This is a genomic window from Dyadobacter sp. BHUBP1 (assembly GCF_050587785.1).
Classification (GTDB): Bacteria; Bacteroidota; Bacteroidia; order Cytophagales; family Spirosomataceae; genus Dyadobacter.
Genome location: NZ_JBOBIH010000009.1, coordinates 160,186 through 184,191 on the forward strand (window position 1 = coordinate 160,186; position 24,006 = coordinate 184,191).

Annotated in this window: 18 protein-coding genes; 11 read left to right on the forward strand and 7 right to left on the reverse strand. The window is 49.2% G+C overall.

What is annotated here, in order from left to right; all coding sequences use genetic code 11:
- Nucleotides 1-80 precede the first annotated feature (80 nt).
- From ACQ4MZ_RS27205 to ACQ4MZ_RS27230, 6 genes are all read left to right on the forward strand, one after another.
- Nucleotides 81-1,829 carry a tetratricopeptide repeat protein gene (locus ACQ4MZ_RS27205; protein ID WP_430850532.1) on the forward strand — a complete coding sequence of 583 codons (1,749 nt, stop codon included), beginning with the start codon at nucleotides 81-83 and terminating at the stop codon, nucleotides 1,827-1,829.
- A complete protein-coding gene (locus ACQ4MZ_RS27210) occupies nucleotides 1,819-2,694 on the forward strand; it encodes a DUF4292 domain-containing protein (protein WP_430850534.1) in 876 nt (291 codons plus the stop codon). Before ACQ4MZ_RS27205 ends, ACQ4MZ_RS27210 begins: the two co-directional genes overlap by 11 nt.
- 65 nt (nucleotides 2,695-2,759) lie before the next feature.
- Nucleotides 2,760-4,100: a murein hydrolase activator EnvC family protein gene (locus tag ACQ4MZ_RS27215; protein WP_430850536.1), complete on the forward strand. Its 1,341-nt coding sequence runs from the start codon at nucleotides 2,760-2,762 to the stop codon at nucleotides 4,098-4,100.
- 256 nt (nucleotides 4,101-4,356) lie between these two features.
- On the forward strand, nucleotides 4,357-5,175 hold the full coding sequence (gene panB, locus ACQ4MZ_RS27220; RefSeq protein ID WP_430850538.1) for a 3-methyl-2-oxobutanoate hydroxymethyltransferase: 819 nt from the start codon (nucleotides 4,357-4,359) through the stop codon (nucleotides 5,173-5,175).
- A gap of 27 nt (nucleotides 5,176-5,202) precedes the next feature.
- Entirely contained in the window at nucleotides 5,203-5,934 is a 732-nt protein-coding gene (locus ACQ4MZ_RS27225) for an RluA family pseudouridine synthase (protein WP_430850540.1), read from the forward strand.
- A gap of 6 nt (nucleotides 5,935-5,940) precedes the next feature.
- Nucleotides 5,941-6,264 (forward strand): DUF6787 family protein, encoded by a 324-nt coding sequence (locus tag ACQ4MZ_RS27230; protein ID WP_430850542.1) that lies wholly within the window; start codon nucleotides 5,941-5,943, stop codon nucleotides 6,262-6,264.
- 5 nt (nucleotides 6,265-6,269) lie between these two features.
- Here ACQ4MZ_RS27230 and ACQ4MZ_RS27235 read toward each other — a convergent pair whose 3' ends face one another.
- From ACQ4MZ_RS27235 to ACQ4MZ_RS27245, 3 genes are read right to left on the reverse strand one after another with little or no spacing between them, the layout of a single operon-like run.
- Complete coding sequence (locus tag ACQ4MZ_RS27235; protein WP_430850544.1) at nucleotides 6,270-8,597, reverse strand: CehA/McbA family metallohydrolase; 2,328 nt, start codon at nucleotides 8,595-8,597, stop codon at nucleotides 6,270-6,272.
- Nucleotide 8,598: 1 nt separating this feature from the next.
- On the reverse strand, nucleotides 8,599-10,032 hold the full coding sequence (locus ACQ4MZ_RS27240; protein ID WP_430850546.1) for a DUF5723 family protein: 1,434 nt from the start codon (nucleotides 10,030-10,032) through the stop codon (nucleotides 8,599-8,601).
- Complete coding sequence (locus ACQ4MZ_RS27245; RefSeq protein WP_430850548.1) at nucleotides 10,029-11,960, reverse strand: RecQ family ATP-dependent DNA helicase; 1,932 nt, start codon at nucleotides 11,958-11,960, stop codon at nucleotides 10,029-10,031. The genes ACQ4MZ_RS27240 and ACQ4MZ_RS27245 overlap by 4 nt, the downstream gene beginning before the upstream one ends.
- Before the next feature lie 161 nt (nucleotides 11,961-12,121).
- Here ACQ4MZ_RS27245 and ACQ4MZ_RS27250 point away from each other — a divergent pair, with 161 nt between their 5' ends.
- Both ACQ4MZ_RS27250 and dacB read left to right on the forward strand, forming a co-directional pair.
- A complete protein-coding gene (locus ACQ4MZ_RS27250) occupies nucleotides 12,122-13,591 on the forward strand; it encodes an ArnT family glycosyltransferase (RefSeq protein ID WP_430850550.1) in 1,470 nt (489 codons plus the stop codon).
- Between the two features lie 64 nt (nucleotides 13,592-13,655).
- Nucleotides 13,656-14,930, forward strand: a complete 1,275-nt coding sequence (gene dacB / locus ACQ4MZ_RS27255; RefSeq protein WP_430850552.1) for a D-alanyl-D-alanine carboxypeptidase/D-alanyl-D-alanine endopeptidase — start codon at nucleotides 13,656-13,658, stop codon at nucleotides 14,928-14,930.
- Here dacB and ACQ4MZ_RS27260 read toward each other — a convergent pair whose 3' ends face one another.
- Both ACQ4MZ_RS27260 and ACQ4MZ_RS27265 read right to left on the reverse strand, forming a co-directional pair.
- Entirely contained in the window at nucleotides 14,931-16,625 is a 1,695-nt protein-coding gene (locus ACQ4MZ_RS27260; RefSeq protein WP_430850554.1) for a hypothetical protein, read from the reverse strand. It abuts the gene before it with no gap.
- 46 nt (nucleotides 16,626-16,671) lie between these two features.
- Nucleotides 16,672-17,688 carry a toxin-antitoxin system YwqK family antitoxin gene (locus tag ACQ4MZ_RS27265; RefSeq protein WP_430850556.1) on the reverse strand — a complete coding sequence of 339 codons (1,017 nt, stop codon included), beginning with the start codon at nucleotides 17,686-17,688 and terminating at the stop codon, nucleotides 16,672-16,674.
- Nucleotides 17,689-17,781: 93 nt separating this feature from the next.
- On the opposite strand from ACQ4MZ_RS27265, the gene fcl reads away from it, so the two are divergent.
- The gene (gene fcl / locus ACQ4MZ_RS27270) at nucleotides 17,782-18,723 is read left to right on the forward strand and encodes a GDP-L-fucose synthase (protein ID WP_430850558.1); all 942 of its coding nucleotides are present in this window, start codon (nucleotides 17,782-17,784) and stop codon (nucleotides 18,721-18,723) included.
- A 186-nt stretch (nucleotides 18,724-18,909) separates the two neighbouring features.
- A complete protein-coding gene (locus ACQ4MZ_RS27275; RefSeq protein ID WP_015813234.1) occupies nucleotides 18,910-19,383 on the forward strand; it encodes an Lrp/AsnC family transcriptional regulator in 474 nt (157 codons plus the stop codon).
- Nucleotides 19,384-19,505: 122 nt separating this feature from the next.
- On the opposite strand, the gene ACQ4MZ_RS27280 is transcribed toward ACQ4MZ_RS27275, so the two are convergent.
- Both ACQ4MZ_RS27280 and ACQ4MZ_RS27285 read right to left on the reverse strand, forming a co-directional pair.
- Nucleotides 19,506-21,002 carry a DUF4301 family protein gene (locus ACQ4MZ_RS27280; protein WP_430850561.1) on the reverse strand — a complete coding sequence of 499 codons (1,497 nt, stop codon included), beginning with the start codon at nucleotides 21,000-21,002 and terminating at the stop codon, nucleotides 19,506-19,508.
- Between the two features lie 87 nt (nucleotides 21,003-21,089).
- Complete coding sequence (locus tag ACQ4MZ_RS27285; protein ID WP_430850563.1) at nucleotides 21,090-23,375, reverse strand: ATP-dependent helicase; 2,286 nt, start codon at nucleotides 23,373-23,375, stop codon at nucleotides 21,090-21,092.
- A 203-nt stretch (nucleotides 23,376-23,578) separates the two neighbouring features.
- Here ACQ4MZ_RS27285 and ACQ4MZ_RS27290 point away from each other — a divergent pair, with 203 nt between their 5' ends.
- Nucleotides 23,579-23,923: a hypothetical protein gene (locus ACQ4MZ_RS27290; RefSeq protein WP_106599443.1), complete on the forward strand. Its 345-nt coding sequence runs from the start codon at nucleotides 23,579-23,581 to the stop codon at nucleotides 23,921-23,923.
- Nucleotides 23,924-24,006: the final 83 nt, after the last annotated feature.

Below are 24,006 nucleotides of genomic sequence, written 5' to 3' on the forward strand. Positions count from 1 at the left end.
TACTGACAAAATTTGGTAACTTTGTTATTTACACTGAAATAGCCGGTCATGACCACGATCTGATGGCGCACGATTCATATATGAGGACCGAATATTTGAAAATAACCCTTCTTATTTGCCTCGTATCAGCCTCCTGGCTGATGACGCCGGCCCACGCCCAGCGTCGTAAGGATCGTGACAAACAGGAAGTTAAAGAGGATGGCGTCCTCACAAAGCTGGAAGGGGAATCCATGGCCGCCGAGGGGATGAAATTCATGATGAAGGACGAGCCCGACCGTGCATTACCCGTGTTTGAAAAACTTGCGCTCCTGAGCCCGCAGGATCCTGCGGCCCATTATATGGTGGCTACGGCGCTGATCAAACTCGAAAAATACGACGAAGCAATCAATGCCTCTAAAAAGGCTCATGATCTCGATAAAGAAAACATTTTCTATTCCCAACAGCTTGCAGAGCTTTACGCGAAACGCCGCAAATACTCCGAAGCCGCCCAGATTTACGAAACGCTGGTAGCCAAAAACCCCGAAAATATCGAGTATGGAATAGAATTGGCAGCCGTATATGTTTTTGCCGACCAGTTCGATAAAGCAATCGATACTTATAACAAGCTGGAAAAATCGATGGGTGTGACCGAAGAGATCACACACCAGAAGCAACAGCTTTATCTCCGCCAGAATAATCTTGACAAAGCACTGGCCGAAGGTCGTAAACTGATTGCTGCGGAGCCTGGCGAGGTAAGCTACCGTGTGGAACTGGCCGAAATGCTAATCGCCAACGACCGCATTGTAGAAGCGGTGGCTCCACTGGAAGAAGCGTTGAAAATTAACCCGGACGAGGCGCAGGCGCACGTCTTGCTGGCGGATATCTACCGCAGGAACGGCGATGTGCAGAAATGCAACCAGGAGCTGAAACAGGTTTTTGCCAACCCGAACCTCGATGCCGACCCTAAAATCCGCGTGCTTTCGGGTTACCTGACGATGCTGAAAACAGAAAATGAAGTGAATGAGGCCGTTTCACTGGCGCGCCAGCTCTCAGAAACTCACCCGAACGAATCCAAGGCAACCGTAATCTACGCGGATTTGCTGACACGCCAGGGCAAATATCCAGAAGCCCGGCAGCTATACCTGAGAGCCGCGACGGCCGATCCCAATGTATTCCAGGTATGGATCGCCATTATGCAGCTCGACGGCCAGCTCAATCAGCCCGACAGCATGCTGGTACATTCGGAAAAGGCATTGGAGTTATTCCCCAATCAGGGCATGTTCTGGTATTTCAATGGCACGGCGAATTTAATGAAGAAAAACTATAAGGAAGCCACTTCATCACTCGAAGAAAGCCTGAAAATGATCGGCGAGAATACCCAACTGCTGCCTTTGATCCACGCTCAACTTGGTGATGCATTCAATGGAATAGGCGACCACGACAAATCCGATGCCGCCTACGAGCTCGCATTGAAGGCCGACCCGGACAACGATCATGTCCTGAACAATTACAGCTATTTTCTTTCCCTGAGAAAGGAAAAGCTTGATCTGGCACTCAAAATGTCGGAAAAACTGGTGCAGCAGCATCAGAACAACCCAACCTACCTGGACACCTACGCCTGGGTATTATATATTCGTAAAGACTACAAAAAAGCCAAGGAGTACCTCGAAAAGGCAATGCTCGACAGCAATGGTGTGAGTGGCACAATTGTTGAGCATTATGGGGACGTCCTGTTCAAACTAGGAGAGCGGGACAATGCGGTGGCTCAATGGAAAAAAGCCAAAAGAATGGGGGAGACCACCGAACTTCTTGACAAAAAAATAGCGACAGGTGCATTACATGAGCAGTAAAATTATGGTCGGGCTGGTAGCCATATCTCTGATGTGGTTCACGGCTTGTCACAAACCACGTTCTTCCAAAAGTGTTTCCCAAAGGTCGGATAGCGATACAACTCTGATTACCAGGGGGCCGGAGCCCAAAGATACCATAACGGCAGATACCGCAGCAACGGATACAGTAGCGGTAGTGCCCGACGCAGGGGAACCGATGCCCGTTGTGAAAGTCGCCGAAGTTGATTTCGATTACCTGACGGCCAAATCCAAATTTTCTTTCAAGAGTGCAAAGCAGGATTTCGATAATACCAATGTCAATATCCGCATGAAAAAGGACAGCATCATCTGGCTGTCGGTGACGGGTGTAGGCCTGGAAGTCGCGCGGGGCATTATTACCCGGGATTCCATCGTGTTTATGGACAAAATTCACCGCGACTACTTCGTTTTCAATTACGACCAGCTTAGCAAACAATATAATTTCGACCTGAATTTTGATCTTCTGCAGTCGGTCATCATCGGCAATATGCCCTTTGAAATGCAGGAAGACGGCCGTTTTGTGAAGGAAAATGACTTTTATGTCCTTAAACAGGCCGTCGACAGGCTGGAAGTGGACAACTACATTGCCGAAAAAAATCAGAAGCTTTCGCGCCTGAAAGCAACGGAAGTACCTACGCAAAACACTTTTACTCTGGATTACGAGGATTTCAGAGCGGTGGGCGGCTTTCTCTTTCCGTTCGTAAGTCATATCAACCTGAACGTGCTTTCCAAAGAGCAGCAGAAACTCGAAACAACCATGCGCCTCAAACACAGCAAGGTGGAATTGGTAAACCAAAGTCCCGGTTTTCCGTTTAATGTTCCTTCGAGCTACAAGCGTAAAAGGTAAAATACAGAAAGTCTGCTTAACTTTGCCCGCCGTGAGATGTATTTTTGGCCGCAAGAATCAATATTATGCCCTTTCGTACCCCTGGTAGCCGTCGTTTTTGGTTAGTGCTTACATTCATGCTTTGTGCATGCGCAGGTGCATTTGCGCAGAAGACCCGTGAGCAATTGGAGCGGGAAAAGGCTGAAAACCAGGGCAAAATCAGGGAAATTCAAAGCATTTTGAAGCAGACTTCTTCCCAAAAGAAAGTGAACCTGGGCCAGTTGAAAGCCCTGAACCAGCAAATTAATACCTACAAAAAGCAGATAGACCTCCTTACCGATGACCTCGAAATCCTCGACAGGGAACTAAGAGTACTCGAAAAACGGCGCCAGTCGCTGGATAGCAGCCTTGCGGTATTGAAGCAAGAATACGGCCATATGATTTATGAAGCGTCGAAACGGAACGCCTATTTCAATCAGCTTGTTTTTCTGTTCTCGGCAGGCACGTTCAACCAGTTTGTACTCCGGTACAAATACTTGAAACAATATACTGAGGCACGTCAGGGCCGGGCCAAAGAGATTGATGCTTTGCAAAAACAAGTAATGGCTGAACGTCAACGCATTACTTCCAAGAAGAATCAGCAGAAAAACGTGCTGGACACACGTGTTACCGAAAATACCAAGCTGGAAGGCCTGAAAGTGAAACAGAACGAGGTAATCCAGGAACTGTCGCTGAAAGAAGTAGAATTGAGGAAACAAATTGCTGAAAATAAACGCGCTACCGACCTTTTGGAAGCCAGTATCCGCCGTATTGCCGAGCGGGAACGCAAAGAACGACTCGAAAGGGAACGTCGCGAGCGCGAGGAGCGTGAAGCACGCAGGAAGGCAGAGCGTGAGAGGATTGCACGGGAAAATGCCGAACGGGAGAAAAAAGGGGAGGCAGCGGTAGAAGCGCCGAAAGAAGTGGAGGAGGAGCCGGTCGTTTCGAGCGGTATGAGCGAAGAAGAAACCACATTGGCCTCGTCTTTCACGGCTTCGCAGAACCGCCTGCCCTGGCCGGTAAAAGGCTTTGTATCCAGCCATTTCGGCCAGCGTCCGCACGCCGTTTTGAAGGGTGTGATGGTGGATAACCTGGGTATTGACATCCAGACCACCGCCGGGGAGCCGGTGAGGTCGGTTTACGACGGAACGGTGCTCGATGTTACCGAGTTGCCTGGAATGGGAAGCGTGGTAGCGATCCAACACGGCAACTATATGACGATTTACGCCAAAATGAGCGGCGTCGCTGTACGTGCCGGCCAGAAGGTAAAAGCACGTGAAAACATCGGCCGCGTAGCCACGGACAGCGACGGCACCTCGGAATTGCAATTCCAGATCTGGAAAAATACCTCGCGACTAAACCCCGAAAACTGGCTGATACACCGGTGAGGCGTTCTGCACGGAAGTAACACTTTGGAGGCAAGTCAGGAATTGTCAGAGGTAGTCAGGAATTGTCAAGGGGTCAGGAATTGTCATTTATCGTCGGACGGTTTGATATATCGGACACACAAGTTCTCCTCCCTATAACAAGGCTAGACTCTTCTTGACCAAACATGACAACAAATGACTACGCCTGACCACACATGACAACAAATGACCACACACACCACTTAACGATTTTCGATTACCATTACCGCTAACCACCATGTCTGTACATACTGCTGATATCAAGCGCATTACCACCCACGTGATTCAGGAAATGAAGAACCGTGGCGAAAAAATAACCTGTCTTACTGCCTATGACTACTCCATGGCGGGAATCGTGGATGCTGCCGGCGTCGAGCTGATCCTGGTGGGCGATTCTGCTTCCAATGTCATGGCCGGTCACGAAACGACCCTGCCGATCACGATCGATCAGATGATTTACCATGCATCTTCCGTAGTGCGGGCCGTAAAACGTGCATTGGTGGTCGTGGATCTGCCGTTTGGTTCCTATCAGGGCAATTCCCGTGAGGCATTGAACTCGGCAATCCGCATTATGAAAGAATCCGGCGCGCACGCGGTGAAACTCGAAGGCGGCCTGGAAATCAAGGATTCGGTTACACGCATATTGAGCGCAGGTGTACCTGTGATGGGGCATTTGGGGCTTACACCGCAGTCTATTTACAAATTCGGGACCTACACCGTCCGCGCGAAACAGGAAGCCGAGGCGCAAAAACTGATCGAGGATGCCAAAATGCTCGAAGAGGTGGGGTGTTTCTCGGTAGTACTTGAAAAAATTCCCGCCAAACTGACCAAACAGGTTTCGGAAAGCATTCAAATTCCTACGATCGGGATCGGAGCTGGGCCACATGCCGATGGCCAGGTGCTCGTTATCCACGATTTGCTGGGTATTAACAAGGAGTTTAAGCCGCGTTTTTTACGGCATTATGCCGATTTGAATGGCGTTATGACCAACGCCATCACCAATTATATTTCGGATGTAAAAGGAAAGTCGTTCCCGAACGAATCGGAATCATACTGACCTTTTAAAAAGTATTAAACTAATAATATGGCTAAAAAACCTTTTCGGGTTGTTTACGAGGATAATCACCTGATCATCGTCAATAAAGAGCCGGGCATCCTGGTTCAGGCCGATGTTACCGGCGATACGTGCCTGCTCGATATGGTCAAAGACTATATTAAGGAGGAGTATAACAAACCGGGTGCCGTGTTTCTCGGCACCGTACACCGCCTTGACCGCCCCGTGAGCGGGCTCGTGGTGTTCGCACGCACGTCTAAGGCGCTCGAACGCATGAACGAGATTTTCCGCAAACGCGACGTTCAGAAGACCTACTGGGCAGTTGTTAAAAACAAACCTGCCGAGAAAAAAGGCAAGCTCGTGCATTGGCTTACGAAAAACGAGGCCCGCAATGTAACGACCGCCCACGACCATGAAGTACCCGGCTCCCAGCGCGCGGAGCTTTCGTACCGATGGATCGGCGAGATCAATAAATTCCATTTACTGGAAGTAATGCCGGTCACCGGCAGGCCGCACCAGATCCGCGTGCAGCTGGCATCGATGAATTGTCCTATCCGCGGGGACGTCAAATATGGTTATCCCAAAGGTAATCCGGACGGCAGCATCAATTTGCATGCACGGAGGCTCTATTTCGAGCATCCTGTTAAAAAAGAGCCGGTTATCTGCCGGGCAGGCGTTCCGAACGACGCCTTTTGGGAAGAGTTCTTAACTTTGGACAAAGAGGTGATCAAGCCCGAACACCTGGATTTCTTTCATGAATAATAGCCGATGATCGAAAAACTGAAACAGCGCTGGAATGTCCGGAATGGGTGGGATGTACTCATTATTCTGGTCGTTTTTGCCTGTACCGGTTTTTCGGTCCTCTACGTCAAACGCTGGCTTTTCGAGCTGATCGGACTTACCGAAAGCTCCCCAACCTGGCTTCGCTGGTCGGTGAATATCCTTATCATTCTACCGCTGTACCAGGTCATATTACTGGCCTGGGGCTGGATATGGGGCAAATTCACGTTTTTCTGGGAGTTTGAAAAACGGATGTTCAGCCGCATAGGTGGGCTGTTCCGCTCCAAAAAGGCCGAAACAACGCCTGAATAACGCCCTTATTTGCTTCCACTGGCGATGAGTCCGCGATATACTTTCCTCGCTTTCTCGTACGCTTCTGCGGCTGCATTCCGCTCCTCAGTGCGGATATTCAGCTCCTTCATTTTCCAGCATTGCTCCAAGGCCGCAAGGCACCATTCGGCACTCTGTTTTTCGACAATAGGCTGGTTGTTAATTTTCAGAAAAACCGGATTCGAATGCGAGCTGGGGTAAATGCGCACTGCCAGCCATCCCGACCTGGCGATTTTAGGTGAAAAACTAATATCGGTCAATTTTCCATTTGCCTGTACCTCAACAGTATCGACAGGCACTCCATTGAAAATCAGTTCCGCTCTGACGGTCCGGGACTGCCCAACCCTCGACCGTTCAATATCCCAGTAAGGCTTTTCCGTGATGGGCGACTTTGCTATTTTCTCCCCCACACTATCCTGTTTTTCCGGCAAATAGGCGGCAATTTTGGCCGACACTTTTACATTACCCGGCGATTTCAACGCCACTTCGCTTTCGCCGGTACCTGCCTCTACGCCTTCCACCTTGAAATCCATAATATGTGATTTTCCATCGGAAACGTAACTTCGGCCCAGTCGCAGGGCCTCCACGTATCCGTCGTAATCCATGGCATTCTTCGGTTTGAAATAGCTTCGCGCCTGGCCCACGCGCGCGTCCGTGATGCACGGGAAGTCGGTTTCCCCACTTAACCTCGTTTTAAAGCCGCAATTGAGCGTGTGGTAATACATGTTGAGTTCCCAGGGCGCCGGAGTATCGCCCGCGCTGAAAAAGTCGATCAGGCCATCGGTAACCGTCACCACGTATTCATTCGCGCCGATTCCGTCCATTTTCGGGGTGACGTAGTTCGGAAGCTTGTTCGTGGCTTCCATCGGCTCCAATCCCCAGCCCGAATGCGCATAACCCACCACACCGCCCTGCGATTTGGCCCATGAAAGCACAGGTGCCGTCCAGCTAGGCCACTGCTCAATCGTGGTAGTGCCCGGGTAATCGTCTTCTTTGATCCTCAGCAAAACAATATGCCCTGCGTGCGAGGACGGAAAACCCGATACCTCGACGTCGTTCCGCATGACCGTTTTCTTACCCGACAGCGGGTGATCTTTTGCGGTAAAAAACGTTTTTTGATGATACCAGCTAGGCCCCCAGGCCAGATTGGCCGCCATATTCAAATCCTCACCCAGCACCTGCCTGAACATGTCTTTCGGATCGACACCTTCCGTTGGACTATCATAATGGCTGCAACCGGCCGCATGAATGTGGTGATCGGCGCTAAACCAGCCGAGTCTTGCAAGCTCGATCCATCTTTTCAGTTGAAATGCGGCCGTAATCGAGTCCTTGCCCTCGGAGACTATGATTTCCTTCGTTTGCGGGATGTACTCGGGCCCGCGTGTGTACGTGATCTTGTATTTGCCCGGCGACAATGTCACATGCTCGCCGCTTTTGCGGTATATCTGGGGCTGGAAAAAGAAATCCGGATATTCGTCGAATGCAGCCACGCGACGGGATGGTAGCGGGTAAATTCCTTTGAATTTGCCGGATGCATGCTCTTGCCCGTCGGTAATGAGGAAGGATGCCATAGTAGGCGTCCCGTCGTCGTCCTTTACATCAAAACGAACTTTTACGGCAGGTTTTGCATCAAACAGAATATGAGTGGAATTCCGGAAGCCGATATCCTGCGAGCCGTGACCAGCATTGTAAGCGATTTCCGCCTCCCGCTTGCCCGCATCTTTGGAATAGATCTGAACCACGGCATATTCGAGCTTCAAACCCGACAAATTCGCCTGTAAAGGCCTTCCTGCGTAGATCTGGATATCCAAAAAACGATTGGCAACCTGGCCCTCGGTCAATTCGTGCTCTTTTTTGACCCTGTGCTCAAAGGAAGGAGAATGATAAGGCTTCTGTGCATTCGGGCTGGTGGCTTCCAATTTCGCCGTGATACCCGCCTCATTATGGATTTTAACCAGAAAAGCCGTCCAGCCGCCTTGTACCAACACTGCTTTCGCAGCGCCGCGATCTACCTTCACACGCCCTTCCGGGTTAATATGCACCACATTCAGACAGTAGGGGTCCAGAATGGACTGGATTTGAGCAACCGTTTCCTTTGATAATGGCCCGCGTTCCAATGCTTTCAGCTTCGCGGCGTCAGCCGCCTGCAACGCATTACCCGAAAACGAAAGCGCTTCCTGCAAACGCATTGCCTGCGCCAGCAAAGGCTGCGGCTCCGCGTCAACAGCGGTATGGTTGGCATGTTGATCGTGCTGCCCGAGCAGCATCAATGGGAAGAAAACTGCTAAAAGGAATAGGGCAGACGATGTTTTCATATCAATCTTTGTCTTTTTTACGAGATGCCTTCCATGCGGTGAAGCCAACGTACATCATGCTCCCACGCGCCCCGCCGCCTTTCATCAGCCCATTTACATTACTGAAACCGAGGAAAACCGGCCCGAAATGCCCTGCGAGGCCGATCGAAGGCCGGTTATTTCCCTGAATGAAGGAGATCGGGAAAGAAAGGCCCGAGTCTTCATCCTCAAAGCGTGGCGTAATGATAAAAGTATTGGGCACATACATATCTAATGATTGCTTACTACCACCACTCAAGCGGCTTGTGCGCGAAAGATTCAAGAAGAAACCGTGGAAAACCTGCAAATCAGCTTCGAGATTAAGGGCCTGGGGCAGTTTTGCCTTCTGGGCCAGCACGGAGCTGGTATCGCTTGGAAAAAGGCTCATAAAACCTTCCGGACCACGGTCACTGATCGTTTCCAGCTGTGTTTGACCAATTACCACGTCGCTATGAGACCCTCTCACGACCTTCGAGTCGGCCGTTTTGTATTTGACCGAGCCAATGTCCGTCAGTGAGCCCGCGAGGCGGATCAGGTAATCGGGGCTGTCGTTGTAAACTTCCTTGCGATCCTTCCAAACCGACCCTATTTCATACGAAAAACCAAGGTCGTAGCCCCATCCGGAGCCATATTTACCCGAATCAAACAAGTTTCCAACACTCATTTTGCGGTTGGGCGTGCTGTATCCGCTTTCATAGGTCAAATTGTCTATTTCCAGTTGGCTCACATCCGGGTTGCTGCTACTGACCGGATTAATGCTATACCGATCTGCATTCCCCTTCAGATAGGCTACACGTGCACCAAAGACGCGTTTAACAGTCACGCCGACGCGGAATTTATGGCCTTCGATGTCGAGCAACTGCGCTCCGTACGAAAAGCTCAGATCGGAGAAGCTCTGCTGAACAAGGCTGAAATCGCCCCATGCCTCATCGGAAACCGGCGGGGTACTGCCCGTGTCGAGCCTCTTGATGTACAAGTTGTCGATTGCGGAAGGGATATTCCGCCCCAGCACAAATCCGCGCGTACGCAGCTGTACCGCCACGCCGTGGTATTTGCCCAATGCAAAAGACACCGAAGGCCAGCGGATCTCGCCGGCCAGGAAAATGGGGTCCTTGTAGGTAAGCGAGCCCATCGTACGCGAACGCCCGTAAAGCTCTTTCGTCGAATGCGGCGCGAGCACGGGATACAGGAATGAGTTTTCTCCTATAAAACGGAAATAGCGGTACTTGATACTGCCGCCGAGCGTGAGGACATTGATCTGAAACTTATGCCTCGGCCCGCCGAGCACCGATGGATTATAAGTCGACCGGTACAAGCCACCGTAATTGCTGAATTGCAGGCCAGGAATCTGCTGAGCGACAGCGCATTGCACAGCTGTCAGAATGAATAGTGCTGTGGTTAGTAATGAGGTTTTCAAGGTTGAGTTTTGTTAGTTGGGGTCAGCATTCCCTGTTCGTTGTAACGGATTGCTTCCTCCTGAATTAATTCTTGTAATGCTTTCAGGAACGCATCACCGGGCAGATTTTCAAATGCCTGGCTGAGTTCCGCGGGCAGCATTGGGCCCTCACGGTACAATAAATCGGTGATCTGTTCCGCCAGATCGGCATCGCCCACAGCGTCGCGGATCGTCTCATTCTTTCGGTTTTGAATGCATATATCGCACACACCGCATTCCTCCGCATCATATTCATGAAAATATTCCAGCAAAAGCAAAGTGCGGCACCGTTTGGTATGCGACGCGTACCGGATCACGGCTTGCGCCTTTTGCAGATCGCGGTCCTTTTTCTTTTGTATTTCAAAAACATTCAGCGGCAGTAAAGAAGAATCATAGCGCGGTGTCAGAAATGTGAGCTGGGGCTTGTCTTTCCTCGGCTCATAATCGATGATTTCTCGCTCTGCCAGGAATTTCAACTTCCTCAGGATCTCGGGTACATTGGCAAAATGGATTTGCGCCAGTTCCGTTTCGGAAATGCGCACATACTCGGTAAAAAGCTCGCCGCCATACATCCGCAAGATCAGTTTGATAAACGAATCCATCTCCTGATAGCGTATCTGAAAGTCGTACAATTGCCGGTTGTCAACGAGGAAATGGATTTTGGAAGAATCGCCAAAACTTTCACTCAGCTGCACAAATCCCTCTTCTTCAAGCAGTTTGAGTGCATAATGGGTGTCATTCACAGGCAACCCGAATGTTCCCGCGAATTCCTGAATATCAAAATCAAAGCCCGACAACTCGCCTGCACCTATCGCAATCTTGTAGTAATTCGCCAGAGCCTGGTATACCCGCCGGAGCATTTCAACCGGTGGATATTTCCGTTCGATGCTGTCGACGAGTTCTTCCAGGTCGATTTTATTGAAAAGCGCCACCGCATAGGCCTTTTTCTCGTCCCTTCCGGCACGGCCGGCTTCCTGGTAATAGGCTTCCAGGTTATCCGGCAAATCGAAATGGATTACGGCACGGACATCCGGCTTATCGATGCCCATCCCGAACGCATTCGTCGCTACCACAATTCGGATGCGGTTCTGGATCCAGGCCGTCTGCCGCTCGGAGCGATCCTTGAAAGGCAGGCCTGCATGATAGCTTGTAGCCGAAATTCCCTGCCTGATTAGCCAGTCGGCGAGCTCTTTTGTGCGCTTACGCGTACGAACGTATACGATCCCCGTTCCCTGCACATTCCGTAAAATTTGCAATAATTTGCGTTCTTTACTTTCCTCCGCGAATGCCGAATAGGAAAGGTTGGCGCGCGCGAACGACTGTTTGAACACCCTCGCATTACGCATTTCGAGCTTGTCGAGAATGTCCGTCCGCACTTCCTCGGTGGCGGTGGCGGTCAGCGCCATCACCGGCACCCCGGGTAAAAGCTTGCGGAAATCGGCAATGAGCAGGTAGGAGGGGCGGAAGTCGTAGCCCCATGCAGAAATACAATGGGCCTCGTCGATCGCGAGCAGGCACACCTTCATACGCTTCGTGCGTGCGATCATAATGTCCGTACGCAAGCGCTCGGGCGACACGTACAGGAACTTTGTATTGCCGTGAACGCAATTATCGAGCGTAATATCGATTTCCGTCTTACTCATCCCCGAGTGGATTGCTGCGGCCGGTATTTGCCTGCGTTTGAGTTGTTCCACCTGGTCTTTCATCAAGGCAATGAGCGGTGTAACCACAATGCAAACCCCTTCCGAAGCCATGACCGGCACCTGGAAACAAATGGACTTCCCGCCGCCGGTAGGAAGCAATACCAGCGCATCCATGCCATCCAGGACCGCCTGGATGGCGTCCTCCTGAAACGGCCTGAAAGCGTCGTAACCCCAATATTGTTTCAGGACAGACCGAATATCAGTCATCAGAATGCATTTTGCGGTGTGGTGATCAGATTCTGCAAAGTAATTGCATTAGGTGCGTTATCGAAAGCGGAAAACCGCGCATTTGGTAAAAAGAAACGCCAAAACAGGTATTCCACCGGGCACAAAACCCGTTATTTAGCGACAGAATTTCACTCCGCATCATGATTTTATCTTCCGGCAAAAAAGAAAGCTATGCCTCCTGGCTCCCCTGGCTTTTTACACTGAGCTTCATTTCGATCACATTTGTGCCGCGTTCGGTGGACGACACGATGTTTATGGACGGCGTCACTTACGCGGCCATTGCCCGCAACATGTCTGAAGGGATCGGTTCGTTCTGGCAGCCGTTTTTCGCGCATTCATTTTGGTTACCCTATGACAACGGCCCTTATTTTTCAGGCCATCCGCCGCTGCAATTCGGGCTGCAGTCCATTCTTTTCAGGATTTTCGGCGACACGCCCGCTGTCGAAAACGGCTATAATGTGCTGATTCTAAGCGGCCACATCTTCCTCATCGTCAAAATTTGGCAAAAATTGCTTGGTCCGGCCAGCCCATTCCGCGCGTTTAGCTGGTTACCCGTCTTGTGCTGGTATGCCATCGTGATTGTCTATTATAGTATTCCAAACAACTTTCTGGACAGTACTATGGGACTGTTCTGCCTTGCCTCCTGCTATTTTCAGCTGGTTTATTTGAAAGAAGAATCTACCCGAAAGCAACATCCGTTGTGGCCATTCTTAGCCGGGACTTGCATTGTACTGGCATTCTTAACCAAAGGTCCGGCAGGACTTTATCCACTCGCATTTTCGGCGATTTATGCCATTTCAATACCTTCTTACGGGTTTTCAAAGGCATTCCGGCCGACTGTCATCATGTTGGCGGTGATCGCATTAGGCGCCGCAGGCGTATTAGCATATACACCCGCGCGCGAGTTCATGACGACCTATTTCAATGGTCAGGTGGTACAGGCATTGTTACAGAAACGCGAAAAAGCAGGTGCCGGCTGGCTCGCCCATTTTACGCTGGTATCGGAACTCTTTCGAAACCTATTACCTCATTTGGTCGCGTGTGCCGTTTTGTACGGATTATCCATCGGCTTTAAGTGGAGGATTCCAAGGGAAAAAGCGATTTCCGAAAATGTTCTCCTAACCGCGTTCGTAGCCGCGTCAGGGATTATCCCTATGTTAGTGAGCATCAAGCAATACCCCCATTATCTTTTACCCGCACTGCCTTTCATGGCGCTGCTCTTTGCGTTCCTCATGGTACAGCGTATCGTCTTCATCATGGCACACAAAGAGCAATTAATAACCATTGCATTAAGCGTCGGCGTGTTGGTATGCTGGGGGACTACATTTCAGAAACTGGCCACCATCCCGCCGGATGTTCATTCAGCCAATGCCAAACGGCTACGTACACTGGTACCGTCAGCGTCCACAATTGGAATTTGTCACGATTTATTCCAGCGGGCCGATATTCATGCCAACTTTCAGCGCTATCATCATTTATCCCTTTCCACCGGAATTGATTCCCTGAAATATGTCCTTGCCGATTCAGCATGCCTGCCGCGATTTAATGTGGAACGGGACAGCGTCGTGCCATTACACGGCGGTTACTTACTGGTTATTCAAAACCCCTGATACGCCAGCTTGCCAATGCTGCGAAAATATTATCTTTGTTTAAAGTTCATTTTAACCCGTTTCCATGCGCACGCTGCTCTTCTTCATCAGTATTATTGCTTTGTCGGGCTGTTCGGCCTCCCATTATCTGAAACGCGAAATCGACCGCTCGGCGGTTCTCAGCCAGCAGCATACAGGCGTTTCCGTTGCGCGTATCGGCGATAAGAAGTCGCTGGCTTCATATCAGGACGATAAATATTTCGTCCCGGCATCCAACACCAAACTGTTCAGCTTTTACGCGGGCCTGTCGGCACTCGGTGACTCCATTCCAGGTCTCGAATACCTCGAATGGGGCGAGTTATTGATCATTCGCGGCACCGGAGATCCTTCGCTATTACACCCTGATTTGCCGCACAGCAAGGTTTTCGATTTCCTGAAAGGCCGTAAAGACCAGATATTCTTTACGCCGTTCCATTTCGAAAATAAACGCTTTGGCCCCGGCTGGGCTTGGAGCGACTACAACGACTACTACCAGCCCGAAGTGACCGCCATGCCGATCTATGGCAATATTGTGCGATTCCAAAGCACGCCGACAGGACAATACCGGGCCAATCCGCGGTTCTGGCAGAAAGCTTTGGTACAGGATACTGCCGTTTCAGGGATTGAAAGAGAGGAATTGCAGAATGTATTTCACCATTCAAAACTTTCTGGATCGCAAGCAATTACGAAAGACATCCCCGTTCATATGACCGACCAGCTCATGTTGCAGCTATTGAATGATACATTGAAAAAAGAGATTAAACTGATCAATATCCCGCTCGAAATCGAATTGCAAACCGTTAATAGCATTCCCTCGGACTCGCTGTACATGCGTATGATGCAGGTGAGCGACAATATGCTGGCCGAACAGCTCATGCTGCTTTACGCCACTGCGAACAAGTTGCCGTTGAACACCGAAAAGGCCATTGCACATGCCATAGAGCACCATTTAGCCGATTTACCCGACAAACCAGTCTGGAAAGATGGCTCCGGGCTGAGCCGTTATAACCTCTTTACCCCACGAACAGTGGTGGCCTTGCTGCAAAAGATCCACGCGAAAGTACCACAGGAGAGACTATTCCAGATATTGCCGGCAGGAGGGAAAAGCGGGACTTTGAAGAGCTTGTTTAAAGAAGATCCTCCTTTCATTTTTGCCAAAACAGGCAGTTTGAGCAATGTTTATAACCTGAGCGGGTATCTGATTACGAAAAAAGGAAAAGTACTGGCTTTCAGCTTTATGAATAACAACTTCACCAAACCTGCCGCCGATGTGCGCAAGGAGGTGGAGCGCATTCTGACCAACGTCCGCAACAAATACTGATTATTCCTTTTCTTCCCAGACCCTTCCGGTGCAGTAAATGCTGTTGCGTCCATTCTTGCGAACGAGCAGGTAAATCTGATAAACACCAGGCTCTATATTAGCCTTATGAAAACTCGCATTTATACCCTTATTAAAATACATTCCGCGGCGAACCGTCGTTTTCAGCGGCACTGAAGCCTGGTTAGGCTGTGCTGCGTATACATGCCCGGTTGATTTCAGAATCACATAGGCACCATCCGAATAGTCTTTTTCGGGCTGGAAGAATTCCTGGTGAAAACCCACCACAATGTGATCGCCAAGTTGCCCGACTTCATCTGGCGGATAAGTGCCGGCGCAGGAAACCGAATCTGCCCGCGGACTCCAGTTTTCAGCCAGCGGGTCTGCCGAGCGGTAATAGGAACGGATTTGCTCATAATGCTGCTGATCCATCGAAAACATGCGGAGACCCAGCCAATCGGCATTATACCGCGCATTGAACTCTTGCACAACGGCCGCACGCCGGCCATTTACTGCTTCGGCGAAGTTGCTGTGCAGTAATGTAAGGTTCATAACAATGGCGGCCACCAGCATTCCAGGGGCTAGTTTTCTCCGGACTGAGTTTTGTACCACCGCCAAAAATCCGAAATACAAGGCAATGCACCACAACGTCGAATACATTCGGTAGCGCCCTTTAAACATGCCTTCGAAGGTATCCGTAGGAATGCGTTTGTAAGTAAGTGCGAGAGCGGTAATACCGGTAAAAATCGCAATAGCAAGCGCAAAAAGAGCTGTCGGATTGGTGTACCGCTCTTTCAGCCAGGTCGAATTCCAGAGTGGAATATATTGTTTGCGGTATAAAAAAAGCAGTACGGCAATCATCAGCATTCCCATTGCCACGGCTATGTACAATCCGGATGTGGGCGTGCCGTAGGCGCTAAGCGTTGCCCAGGAGCCGATAAACCCGAAGAAGCCGAAGAAGCCTTCCTTAACCTGCTGTGGGTTCGAGAAATCGAGGTTTTGGGTGATAGGAGTGAAGTCGATGAAATAAATGACTGCGATAATAAGCGTTGTCGCCAGGGTGACGAAGAATTGTTTGCGATAACCTCCGAGCAAAAACAGCAGCCCGATCACGGGGAAAACCATCAATCCATTCCCATAAGTAAATGTCGCCGCGATAGCAAAAAGTAGCGAAATGGCAATTTGCGTGGGCTTGTAAACCGCAAAATAGAGCGAGGAAAGCACAAAAAGGATCACTCCGAAATTGCACAGCGAGCTAACGCCCCAGAAGATGTTTTCAAACGACTGGATATTGAACCACAGCCACATGACGGGCACAAAATACCATACAGCAAGCCGCAAATGCCTGAATGCGCGGTAAAAAACCCATGCGCAGAGCGCCCAACACGTGTTGGCGATCATCATCGGCCAAACCAGGTTGACGGTACCGAATATCTTTTCAAGCAGCAGGATCACCGAGCGGGAGAATACAAGCCGGTGCTCCGGAAAAAGCGTCGTCAGCAACTTCCATTTACCTGCCAGGTCGGCTTTCGAAAATTCAGGAATGATGCCAAGAATAAGGATGTCGTCGAATGCTACGTAATTAACATTCAGCGCAATAACTTTGAATACCCAAATATAAATCAGAACGGGTATCAGGCCCAACAAGCATGCCAGCCAGCTTTTTTCTCTGATAAAACGGAGGAAAGATGAAAACATGCGTGCTAATTAAGCAGGTGAGGCGTGATTTTCAACCATGCGCTGCCTAATTTTCGGTTTCCTCCTCTTCAGCGGAGGCGCGGGGATCTTTGGTATGATCGTAAATCAGCTTGCCTTTGTCGTCCCATTCTCTCAGGATGAATGGCTCGAAATCCTCGTCCCAGGCAGTTTTCGGATATTGAATCTCTTTCTTACGCTGGCGGCGGAACTGGTAGTATTCCACCCAGCGGCCAACTTTTTTACCCGAATCATACTTGCCATCGACAGCCAGCTGACCTTCCTTGTAAAATTGCAGGTATTCGCCTTCTATTTCTCCAAATGCGACCGGCATTACTTCTTTTATCTGCGTATGCGCGGAGTCATAATAGGTAATGCGTGATTCGGCAGGGAATCCACGGTTCCAGACGGCCTTGTCGATCAGGTTAAATTTGGTATCATATTTCACCCAGCGGCCGTCTTTCACGCCCATGTAGTAATAGCCTTCCTCGATCAGGTTTTCGCCGCTATACTTTTTATAAGGGCCATGGAGCGGCAAAGCCTGTGTCTTGTCTTTGACCACCGAAGAGCTCAGTTTTCTCGATTTTTTGTCATACCAGCGTGTTTCCGTAGCCCTGACATACTCGTTCATGGGCTTATATTCTTTCAACACATGGAAATTTTCCACCGTAGCACGGTCGCCGCTGCCGTATTTGACAGACATGCTCTGCATTGGAATGCCTTCATATTGTACTTTGGCAAGACGGGCCTTTTCCTTCCTTGCCTTGCGGTCTTTTTTCTGGCTTTTGTATTCTTTTACGCGAAGTCCCAGATCGGGGATCGTCTCTCCGAACAGCGTGGAGAGATTAGTGGACTTGCCCTTGCCGCCCGGCACCGAAGCGCCCACCACCGGGTCCAGGCCTGAAACGAACGATTTCAGATCATTGGAACGCGTTGCCGTATCTTTTTTTACCTGCTCTTTGGGCAGCCACGACGGGGTCGAAGTATCCTTCTGACCATTCTGGGCCGAAACGGAAACCGACAGACAGATTGAAAAAAAGCCGCAGACCAGTGCTACTCTTTGCATGTATATAGGATTTTTCTTCAGGGCAAGATTGTTACTTTTGTAACGAATTGGTTTTTTCTATATTGATTTCCAAGACAAATTTAAAAAAACACCGTGGAAAAAAGCGCTAAAATTTATATTGCCGGGCATAGGGGAATGGTTGGATCTGCTATTCTCAGAAAATTGGAAAAAGAAGGTTTCCACAACATTATTACCAGAACTTCATCGGAGCTTGATCTCCGCAACCAGGCAGATGTGCGGGCATTTTTCGAAGCGGAACGTCCGGAATATATCTTTTTGGCCGCTGCCAAAGTAGGCGGCATTATGGCAAACAATATTTACCGCGCAGAGTTCCTGAACGATAACCTGCTTATCCAGAGCAACGTAATCGACAGTGCGTACCGCACCGATGCCAAAAAGCTGATGTTCCTCGGATCGAGCTGCATTTACCCGAAACTGGCGCCACAGCCTTTACAGGAAGATTCACTGCTGACGGGCCTTCTGGAACCCACCAACGAACCTTACGCGATCGCGAAAATTGCGGGTATAAAAATGTGTGAGGCTTACCGGTCACAATATGGCTGCAACTTCATTTCAGTGATGCCTACCAATTTGTACGGACCGAATGATAATTACGATCTCAACAATTCGCACGTATTACCGGCAATGATCCGCAAATTTCACGAGGCAAAAGAGGATGGAAAGCCATTTGTAGAGCTCTGGGGTACAGGGTCGCCGCTCCGCGAGTTCCTGCACGCCGACGATCTCGCTGCCGCGTGCTATTTCTTAATGCAGAATTACAATGAGGCCGGCTTCCTGAACATCGGGGTGGGCGCGGATGTAACTATTAAGCATTTGGCAGAAATGATCCAGCAAGTGGTAGGATATGAAGGGGAAATCAAATGGAATACCGATAAACCGGACGGTACACCACGAAAACTGATGGACGTAAGCAAGCTGCACGCATTGGGCTGGAAGCACACTATCGATCTCGAAGAAGGTATTACCATGACTTACCAGGATTTTCTCGAAAAAATAGAAACATATGCCGTGTAACCAGTATCGCAACAGTGGGTTACATTAGGTATGGCCTAATATTTCAGTACCAAAATCCTATTTCACCCACGATAATTCTATTTTTAGACAAAATTTCAGTATAATATTACAAGAATCTTCGGGAAACTAATTAGTTTTGCGCGGTACCCTAAATGGGCACGTCATATAAACCTTAGTCATAGAGAAATGTCGGCCATTATTAAGTTAGATCAGATAGACCGCAAAGTACTGGAGATTTTACAAACGAACGCGAAGATAACCAACGCTCAACTTTCCAAAGAAATAGGACTTTCACCCGCTCCCACGCTGGAACGTGTGAAAAAACTGGAACAATCGGGGATCATCAAAAGCTACCACGCGCAGCTGGAACCGGAGAAGGTGGGGTTGGGCGTAAGCACTTTTGTTCAGATTTCGCTGGTAGGGCACCGTAAGGCAGTTACGGAGTCATTTGTTGAGAAAATTCATGCAATTCCCGAAGTCATTGAATGCCATCACATTACCGGAACTGGCGATTTTCTGCTTCGCGTAATTTCCAAAGACATCAGCACATACCAGAAGCTGATGCTCGAAAAAATCAATGAAATCGAAGAGGTCGCCAGCACGCAAACGATGGTAATCCTGTCGACTTTCAAAGAAAGTAAAGTATTACCGATACCTTGATGTTAGGAGTTTAGTGTTAAGAGTTTAAGGTTTAAAGTTCTGACAAACTCTAAACTCATAAACTCAAATAAAAAATGGTCGGAATTGCTTCCGACCATTTTTTATTTGGTATGCATTCAAACCTATTGGTGTTGCTCACGAAGCAGGTCGTTCACTGTTTTCACGGGGTTGAAAGTGATCAGCGGCACTTCTACAAAAAGCGTATTCCAGTCGGCCATAGAGCCATTCCACAAGCCGGGGAGCTCCTGTGCTTTCAGCTCCTTTCCGTCTTTGGATTTGCCTGTAATAAAGCCGGTTAGCGGATCGCGGAATTTTTTCAGGTCGTATAATTCACCCTTTTTATTCTTCACTGCACACACCAGATCCACCGGGTTAAAGTGCGTCGAGTTCTTGAAAATGCTGTTCTGGTCGGCATTATCGACATCCACCTGCGCCGATTCCACGATTTGCAGCGACGAAGACCCATCGGCGTTCTCAGCCCAGAAAGGTCCGCCGCCCGGCTCACCCTGATTTTTCACCATCCCGCACGCGCGCAAAGGGCGATCCAGCTTTCCTACAAAATATTCTTTCTTCTTTTCGTCGCTCCACGATTCAAAACCTGCCGGCGGAATCACGCAAAGTTCGTTACGGAAAAAGCCGTCGAGTTCTGCGAGCAATGCGGCGTCCACATTTCCTGCCAGTTTATCGAGGTAAGCAAAAATCCTTTTCTGATATCTTAAAACGATTCCTGCCAGCGCTTTTTTGTAAGTAATTGTCTCGCCCTTAATGCGGTCGGGGACAACATTATCGATGTTTTTGATGAAAATAATGTCCGCGTCGAGCTGCCCAAGGTTTTCGAGCAATGCTCCGTGGCCGGCAGGACGGAACAATAACGAGTCGTCTTTTTCACGGAAAGGCGTGTTATCGAGGTTCACCGCGATGGTATCCGTAGAGCTTTTTTGCTCGGAAAAAGAAACAATGTAGCGAACGCCGTATTGCGTCTGGTAGCTTGGAAGTACTTCCACGACGAGTTTTTCAAACTTGTCGCGGTGCTCAGGGGAAACTGTGAAATGGATTTGCACGTTGCTGCCGGCATTTGCATATTTCGCCCCTTCTACCAAATGCTCTTCCAGCGGCGTGCGTGAACGCTCGGCGTAATTATGAAATTTCAGCAAGCCTTTCGGCAACTCACCGTAGCCTAATCCCTTGGCAGTAAGAAAGTAAGAAGCAATCGTCTTTTCATCCGCAGACTCGATTTCGTAGCCATCTGCGGCCAGGGAAGTTTTCAGGTCTTCGTAGAAGGCGAAATCTTTCAGCCTTGCGAAGAATTCGTCCACCGATTTGTCCTTCTTATCTTCCTGCAAAAAGCCGAAAAGCGATTTGAACATCCGGGTAGCCGCGCCCGAAGCTGGTACAAATTTCAAAAGTGCAATTTCACCATCGGCGGCACTTTTATCGAACTCACTGATTACCTGTGCAATCTCTTCGTCCGTAAGCCTGATAATGCCGTCGCCCACCGTGGCGGCCTTCGACAATTGCAAAAACGGAAAGCCCTTTTCAAAATAACGGACTTGCTCTTCCACGACTTTTAGATCGCTTCCTCTTTCCTTTATCTGTTGAATATCGTTTTCAATAAACATAATATATGGTTTTAATCAGTGAAGTTTAGGTAAGATTTATTACAAAAAAGCTTGGAATTTTAACAACCTCATCAAGTTTCCCAGCATTTATTTCAACACCCGCAACTTGGCGAAGCTGAGCAGCAGCGTTTTTTCACCCACTAGATCAAACTTGACCGTTGCTTTTCTATCGGTGCCATTGACGTCCATTTTGGTTACTACTCCGAAACCGAATTTCAAATGCTCCACCTTGTCGCCCTCGGCCAGGTCGAACGTGTCGGTCGGCACGAAATCGGCCGACGGGACATGGCTTGTAGCTGCTGTTGCAACCGGCCGTGCCTCGGTTTTTCGTTGAACAAGATTACGCGCGAAAGTCGTTACAGGGGGCGTAGTATCGCGTTCCAAGGCACTCTGTACCATTCTGTTGACGTTCAGGTATTTCTGATCGACTTCCAGCAGGAATCGGCTCGGTTCGCACATTTTGAGGCGGCCCCATTGGTAGCGGCTCTCGGCATAGGAGAATGACAGTTTCTTTTCCGCGCGCGTGATCGCCACGTAGAAAAGCCTTCTTTCTTCCTCCAAGTCCTGCCTGCTTTCGAGCATCATCTGGCTCGGAAAAAGGTCTTCTTCGAGCCCCACAATGAATACGTTCCTGAATTCCAGACCCTTGGCCGAGTGGATCGTCATCATCGTCACGCGATCGTGGTCGTTATTATCGTCTGGCTCATCCGCATTCGTTAACAGCGAAACCGATTGAAGGAACGCGCTCAGCGATTTATCCTCCGTTTCGTCGCTATCGACAAACTCCTTGATACCATTCAGCAATTCCTGCACGTTTTCATAGCGTGAAAGGCCTTCCACAGTCTTATCTTCATACAATTCCCGCAAAATTCCCGATGCTTTGGCAATATGGGACGAAATTTCGTACGCATCCTTGCCTTCTTCGACCAAAATTTTGAAGCTCTTGATCAGCGTCGCAAACCCTTCGATGGGTGCAATAGAGCGGCCTGAGCCAAATTGGTTGATATTCGCCACGACATCCCAGATCGCCACATTGTTTTCCGAAGCTGTTACCGCGATTTTGGCCACGGTCGTATCACCGATGCCTCTTTTTGGCAAATTAATGATCCGTTTGAAAGCCTCTTCGTCTCGCTGGTTCACTGTAAACCGCAGGTAAGCAAGCAAATCCTTGATCTCTTTTCTTTGGTAAAAAGATTGACCACCTACAATGCGATACTTGATGCCCAGTTTTCGCAAAGCTTCTTCAAATGACCGGGACTGAGCATTGGTACGGTACAAAATCGCAAAGTTCTCATTGCGAAGCGATTTCTGCATTTTCTCTTCGAAAATCGCGGTTGCCACCAGCCGGCCTTCCTCATTATCCGAGCCTGCCTTGATCACGTCGATCAGCGAGCCTTCCTCATTGGAAGTGAAAGTATGCTTTTCGAGCTGCGACTTGTTCCGGGCAATCACCGAGTTGGCCGCATTCACGATCGTGCTTGTCGAGCGGTAGTTTTGTTCCAGCTTGATCACGCGCACATCCGGGAAGTCCTTTTCGAAATTGAGGATATTCTCGATGTTTGCGCCGCGAAATGCGTAAATACTCTGCGCATCGTCACCCACGACCACGATGTTACGGTGTACCGCGGACAACTTCCTGGTAATGAGGTATTGAGATACGTTCGTATCCTGAAACTCATCCACCATCACATGCTGGAACTTGTGCTGGTACTTATATAATACGTCGGGAAAATCGCGGAAAAGGACGTTGGTATTGAAAAGCAGGTCGTCGAAATCCATGGCGTTGGCCTGGAAGCAGCGTGTTGCGTACGTTTTGTACAGCCTGCCGATCTCCTTCATTTTGGCCGCGTCGTCGTCGGCCTGGATCACTGCATTATTTATGTAGTCATCGGGCGAAATGAGCCGGTTCTTTGCTCCGGAGATCCGGTTAAAAACCACATTGGCCTTGTAAACCTTATCGTCGAGGTTATATTCTTTAATGATACTTCTTAATAATGACTTCGAATCGTCGGTATCATAGATCGAGAAATCGCTGGTATAGCCCAGGTAGCGCGCTTCGATGCGGAGTATTTTGGCAAAAACGGAGTGGAAAGTACCCATCCAGATGTTCCGGGCTTCGGTACCGACAGCGCCTTCGATCCTGCTGCGCATTTCACCCGAAGCTTTATTGGTAAATGTGAGGGACAAAATCCGGAATGGGTCGACACCCGTCTCAATCAACCGCGCAATGCGATAGGTAAGTACCCTTGTTTTCCCTGAACCCGCGCCCGCAATGATCATCAAAGGGCCATTTCCGTGCAGCACAGCCTCCCGTTGGGGCTCATTCAAGGTCGAGAGATAATCGTTGTGGTTCAAAGTTGTATGCTTTTCCAATTACTTATAATATATAGCAAAAGCCAAAGTTAGGAAAAACCGTCAAAAGCATCCTGAATCTCTGGGCTTGTAAGAGAGGCCTTTCCTAAATATTATTCCGCAACCAGAACATAAGGTGTGCATTGTTGGTTAATTAGCAACAATTTCAGATTTCATCATATATATAAGGCATCGCCTGCATGCGAACAGAACAAATGAGTACAATGAATATAGAGGACCAACCGCTTGAAGTACAATGGGAGCATCTGCTGGGGCAATTGGAAGAAATGGTAGGCAAGCGCCCGGGCGACCTGAACGGTGTACTGTTCCTGATAGGCGTGCAAGAATTAGGGCAAGGTGCGAAGCGATTTTCGAAGGAGCAGAAGCAAGACCTGATGCATATAGGTATATGCAAGGTGCTAAGCCTGTCGTCCTATTACAGCCTTGAATACACCGACAAGGATGGATGGCCGCATTACAAACTGGAACGTGCGCTTCCTCCGGGGGATCTTTTGAAGCAGGAAGCGCTTTTGAAGATGCATGTGATCGAGTACTTCAAAAATTTGTGAAAAAATTACGGATTGGTAATTTCTGGTTATCAAGCGGTTGCTAAAAAGTCGAAAAGTTTTTTTACAATTTTTTGCTATCACCA

Coding starts and splice junctions, on each gene's coding strand:
- ACQ4MZ_RS27225 (WP_430850540.1), top strand. CDS start 5,203: ATGGCTAAAAAACCTTTTCGGGTTGTTTACGAGGATAATCACCTGATC.
- ACQ4MZ_RS27230 (WP_430850542.1), top strand. CDS start 5,941: ATGATCGAAAAACTGAAACAGCGCTGGAATGTCCGGAATGGGTGGGAT.
- ACQ4MZ_RS27215 (WP_430850536.1), top strand. CDS start 2,760: ATGCCCTTTCGTACCCCTGGTAGCCGTCGTTTTTGGTTAGTGCTTACA.
- panB (WP_430850538.1), top strand. CDS start 4,357: ATGTCTGTACATACTGCTGATATCAAGCGCATTACCACCCACGTGATT.
- ACQ4MZ_RS27280 (WP_430850561.1), bottom strand. CDS start 21,002: ATGTTTATTGAAAACGATATTCAACAGATAAAGGAAAGAGGAAGCGAT.
- ACQ4MZ_RS27260 (WP_430850554.1), bottom strand. CDS start 16,625: ATGTTTTCATCTTTCCTCCGTTTTATCAGAGAAAAAAGCTGGCTGGCA.
- ACQ4MZ_RS27245 (WP_430850548.1), bottom strand. CDS start 11,960: ATGACTGATATTCGGTCTGTCCTGAAACAATATTGGGGTTACGACGCT.
- ACQ4MZ_RS27275 (WP_015813234.1), top strand. CDS start 18,910: ATGTCGGCCATTATTAAGTTAGATCAGATAGACCGCAAAGTACTGGAG.
- ACQ4MZ_RS27265 (WP_430850556.1), bottom strand. CDS start 17,688: ATGCAAAGAGTAGCACTGGTCTGCGGCTTTTTTTCAATCTGTCTGTCG.
- ACQ4MZ_RS27290 (WP_106599443.1), top strand. CDS start 23,579: ATGAATATAGAGGACCAACCGCTTGAAGTACAATGGGAGCATCTGCTG.
- ACQ4MZ_RS27235 (WP_430850544.1), bottom strand. CDS start 8,597: ATGAAAACATCGTCTGCCCTATTCCTTTTAGCAGTTTTCTTCCCATTG.
- ACQ4MZ_RS27250 (WP_430850550.1), top strand. CDS start 12,122: ATGATTTTATCTTCCGGCAAAAAAGAAAGCTATGCCTCCTGGCTCCCC.
- dacB (WP_430850552.1), top strand. CDS start 13,656: ATGCGCACGCTGCTCTTCTTCATCAGTATTATTGCTTTGTCGGGCTGT.
- ACQ4MZ_RS27205 (WP_430850532.1), top strand. CDS start 81: ATGAGGACCGAATATTTGAAAATAACCCTTCTTATTTGCCTCGTATCA.
- ACQ4MZ_RS27210 (WP_430850534.1), top strand. CDS start 1,819: ATGAGCAGTAAAATTATGGTCGGGCTGGTAGCCATATCTCTGATGTGG.